The sequence below is a fragment of the Spirillospora sp. NPDC049652 genome (assembly GCF_040675125.1).
GTDB lineage: Bacteria > Actinomycetota > Actinomycetes > Streptosporangiales > Streptosporangiaceae > Spirillospora.
The window spans coordinates 1-3,235 of the sequence record NZ_JBFAOF010000836.1; the positions used below are offsets into that span (position 1 = coordinate 1).

The window sequence follows — 3,235 nt, forward strand, 5'->3', positions numbered from 1 at the left end:
GGCCCGCCCGGCGCAGCGTGCTCACCGGAATGCCCGCGTACAGCGCCGCCAGGCCCCGCGGGCCCAGCTGGACGGCCGTCGCGTCCTCCGCGCTCTGCTCCAGGCGTCCCTCGCCGTCCTTGACGGTCAGCGTCCAGTGGCCCGTGTTGGCGGTGAGCAGCTCGTCGGTGAGGCGCAGCGGGACCTCCGCGCTCACGCCGGGACGGTACCCCCGCAGCTCGATCGCCCTGGGCGCGTCCAGGACGCGCAGCATCCACTGGGTGCGGTCGATCATGTCGTGCTCGCGCTCGGCGACCAGCCACAGCACCGGGTCGTGGGGGGCGAGGTTCGCCTTCACCGAGTCGGCCGTGGACGCGCCCGAGCCGACGATCGCCCACAGCGCCCGGGCCGTCCGCTCCGAGCCGGCGACGACCTTGTCGATCACCAGGGAGGAATTGTCCGGGGCCCACCGGTAGGCCAGGAAGCCGTCGTCGGCCAGGTAGGCGAACATGCCGCCGGACGCCAGCCGGACCCGCCACAGGTCGGCTCCGGTGTCGACCGGGCCGCTGTCGCGGGCGCCCTCGTGCACGCGCGCGATCGTCGCCGCGATCTCCTCGGCGTCCCGCGGGCCGACCCGCCGCACCGGCACCCGGTCGGCGCGGATGCCGCGCAGCGCCTCGGTCTTCATCGTCACCCGGTGCAGTCCGCCCGCGTGCTCCCAGCCGAGCCCCCGGTACAGGGTCGTCGTGGCCGGATGCAGGGCCGAGAGCACGTCGCCCAGCTCCAGGGCCCGGCGCAGGGCGGCCGTCACGACCGCGCGGCCCGCGCCGCGCCCCCGGTCCTCCGGGGCGACCGTGACGCCCGCCAGCCCGCCCATCGGAACGGCCCGCCCCTCCCACCACTGCCGGAACGCCAGGACGCGGGCGGTGGAGACCAGCCGCCCGCCGTCGAAGCCGCCGAGCTGCCGGCCGGCGGCCATCACGCTCGCCGAGCCCTCCCGCCAGGAGCGGACGTCGGCCTCCGGCACGTGCCCGAAGGCGCGCACGCGGTTGTCAAGGGCGGCGTCGAGGTCGGCGGCGGTCAGTTCACGGATCTCCATGATCCCCACCCTAGGCCGACGAAACGAAGGACGCCGCCTCCCGGTCTCCGGGAAGCGGCGTCCTGGCGATGCGGAACTACTCGATCGCCGCGAGCACGTCGTCCGAGACGTCGAAGTTCGCGTAGACCTCCTGGACGTCGTCGGAGTCCTCCAGCGCGTCGAGGAGACGGAACACCTTCTTGGCGTTCTCCTCGTCGAGCGGGACCGACATCGTCGGCAGGAACTTGCTCTCGGCCGACTCGTAGTCGATGCCGGCCTCCTGCAGGGCCTGGCGGACCGGCAGCAGGTCGCCCGCCTCGGAGACCACCTCGAACTGGTCGCCGATGTCGTTGACGTCCTCGGCGCCCGCCTCCAGGGCGGCCATCATGACGTCGTCCTCGGAGGTGCCCTCCTTGGGGACGATGATGACGCCCTTGCGGTTGAACATGTACGAGACCGAGCCGGGGTCGGCGAGCGAGCCGCCGTTGCGGGTGAGCGCGACCCGGACCTCGGAGGCGGCGCGGTTGCGGTTGTCGGTGAGGCACTCGATGAGCACCGCGACGCCGCCGGGCGCGTAGCCCTCGTACATGATGGTCTGCCAGTCGGCGCCGCCCGCCTCCTCACCGGCGCCGCGCTTGCGCGCGCGCTCGATGTTGTCGTTCGGGACCGAGCTCTTCTTCGCCTTGTAGATGGCGTCGTACAGCGTCGGGTTCGAGTCGGGGTCGCCGCCGCCGGTGCGCGCCGCGACCTCGATGTTCTTGATCAGCTTGGCGAAGAGCTTGCCGCGCTTGGCGTCGAGGGCGGCCTTCTTGTGCTTGGTCGTCGCCCACTTGGAATGGCCGGACATGCTTAATCCTCCTCCATCGCCCGGCGCACCAGATCGGCGAAGTAGTGGTGCACGCGGTAGTCGCCCGTCAGTTCAGGGTGGAACGAGGTCGCCATGAGGCGGCCCTGACGGACGGCGACGATCCTACCGACGTTCGGGCCGCTCTCGGCACGACCCAGGACCTCGACGGCGTCTCCGACGCGCTCCACCCAGGGGGCGCGGATGAACACGGCGTGGAACGGCGCGTCCCCCATGCCGGTCAGCGGCACCGGCGCCTCGAACGAGTCGACCTGGCGGCCGAAGGCGTTGCGGCGCACCGTCATGTTGATGCCGCCGACCGTCTCCTGGCCGGCCACGCCGCCCTCGATCCGGTCCGCCAGCATGATCATGCCGGCGCAGGAGCCGTAGGCGGGCATCCCGGCCTCGATCCGCTTGCGCAGCGGTTCCAGCAGGTCGAAGGCCCGGGCGAGCCGCCACATCGTGGTGGACTCGCCGCCGGGCACCACCAGGCCGTCCACGCGCTCCAGTTCCTCGGGGCGGCGGACGGCCAGGGTCCGCGCCCCGGCGCCCTCCAGCGCCCGAGCGTGCTCCAGCACGTCGCCCTGCAGAGCGAGCACGCCGATGGTCGGCACAGCAGTCACCAAAGCGTCCTTCCGGGGAGTTCTCGGGGTCGTTCACAACCCTAAACGTTCTGTACAACGCCTCCGGGCCCGCGCCTGCTTCCCGGACGGGCGCCGCGACGCGGCCGGAGGCGGAGAGGCGATCGGCCGGGCGGGCTATCAGGCGATCTTGAAGCGGCGCAGCGGCAGTTCGAGGGGCAGGAAGCCGTCCGGGCCGAGGGACGCCAGGTCGCGGCCGACCATGTGCTCGCGGGCGATGGCGAGGCCGAACTCCTCCGGGGAGAACGGCAGCGGGACGTCGGGCGCGCCGCCGTCGATCCCGGCCCAGTAGGGGCGTTCGGCGGGCATCCGGCCGCCCTGGTCGATGACCACGCCGTCCTCGCTGGTCACGAACACCTCGCGGCGCAGCCCGCCGGCCTCGTACCAGCGGAACCAGCAGCCGGAGGCCACGTTCTGCAGCACCAGCACGCCGCAGCGCGCGCCCGGCAGGGCGGTGGCGACGGTGTCGGCGATCCGGCGGGCGTCGTCGTCCAGGCCGAACAGCCGCCGGTCGCAGACCAGCAGGGCCCCGTCGAACGCGCCGACGAACAGCTCGTCCTCGTAGGGCCACAACGCGAAGTCCAGGACGGTGTCGCCGGTCTCGACCAGCGTCGCGCCGGGGCGCAGCCGCCGGGCCAGGTCCGCGGCGGCGGCGCCGTCGGGGGTCAGGCCCGGCCGAGGTGTTCCGGCCGG

The 3,235-nt window shown here is 73.2% G+C and carries 4 protein-coding genes; all 4 read right to left on the reverse strand.

Translation table 11 applies throughout. From position 1 onward, the window contains the following. Positions 1–1,078, reverse strand: a 1,078-nt coding sequence (locus AB0J52_RS33505) for a GNAT family N-acetyltransferase (protein WP_500186874.1), incomplete at its 3' end; no start/stop codon positions are given. 76 nt (positions 1,079–1,154) lie between these two features. Continuing rightward, complete coding sequence (locus AB0J52_RS33510) at positions 1,155–1,904, reverse strand: YebC/PmpR family DNA-binding transcriptional regulator (protein ID WP_500186876.1); 750 nt, start codon at positions 1,902–1,904, stop codon at positions 1,155–1,157. Between the two features lie 2 nt (positions 1,905–1,906). After that, positions 1,907–2,524 (reverse strand): pyridoxal 5'-phosphate synthase glutaminase subunit PdxT, encoded by a 618-nt coding sequence (pdxT, locus tag AB0J52_RS33515; protein WP_500186877.1) that lies wholly within the window; start codon positions 2,522–2,524, stop codon positions 1,907–1,909. 138 nt (positions 2,525–2,662) lie between these two features. Further along, the coding region (locus tag AB0J52_RS33520) for a DUF6928 family protein (protein WP_500186879.1) at positions 2,663–3,235 on the reverse strand (573 nt) is incomplete at its 5' end.

Bases quoted from the DNA above. Each gene is read 5' to 3' on its own strand.
- AB0J52_RS33510 (WP_500186876.1), bottom strand. From the start codon at position 1,904: ATGTCCGGCCATTCCAAGTGGGCGACGACCAAGCACAAGAAGGCCGCC.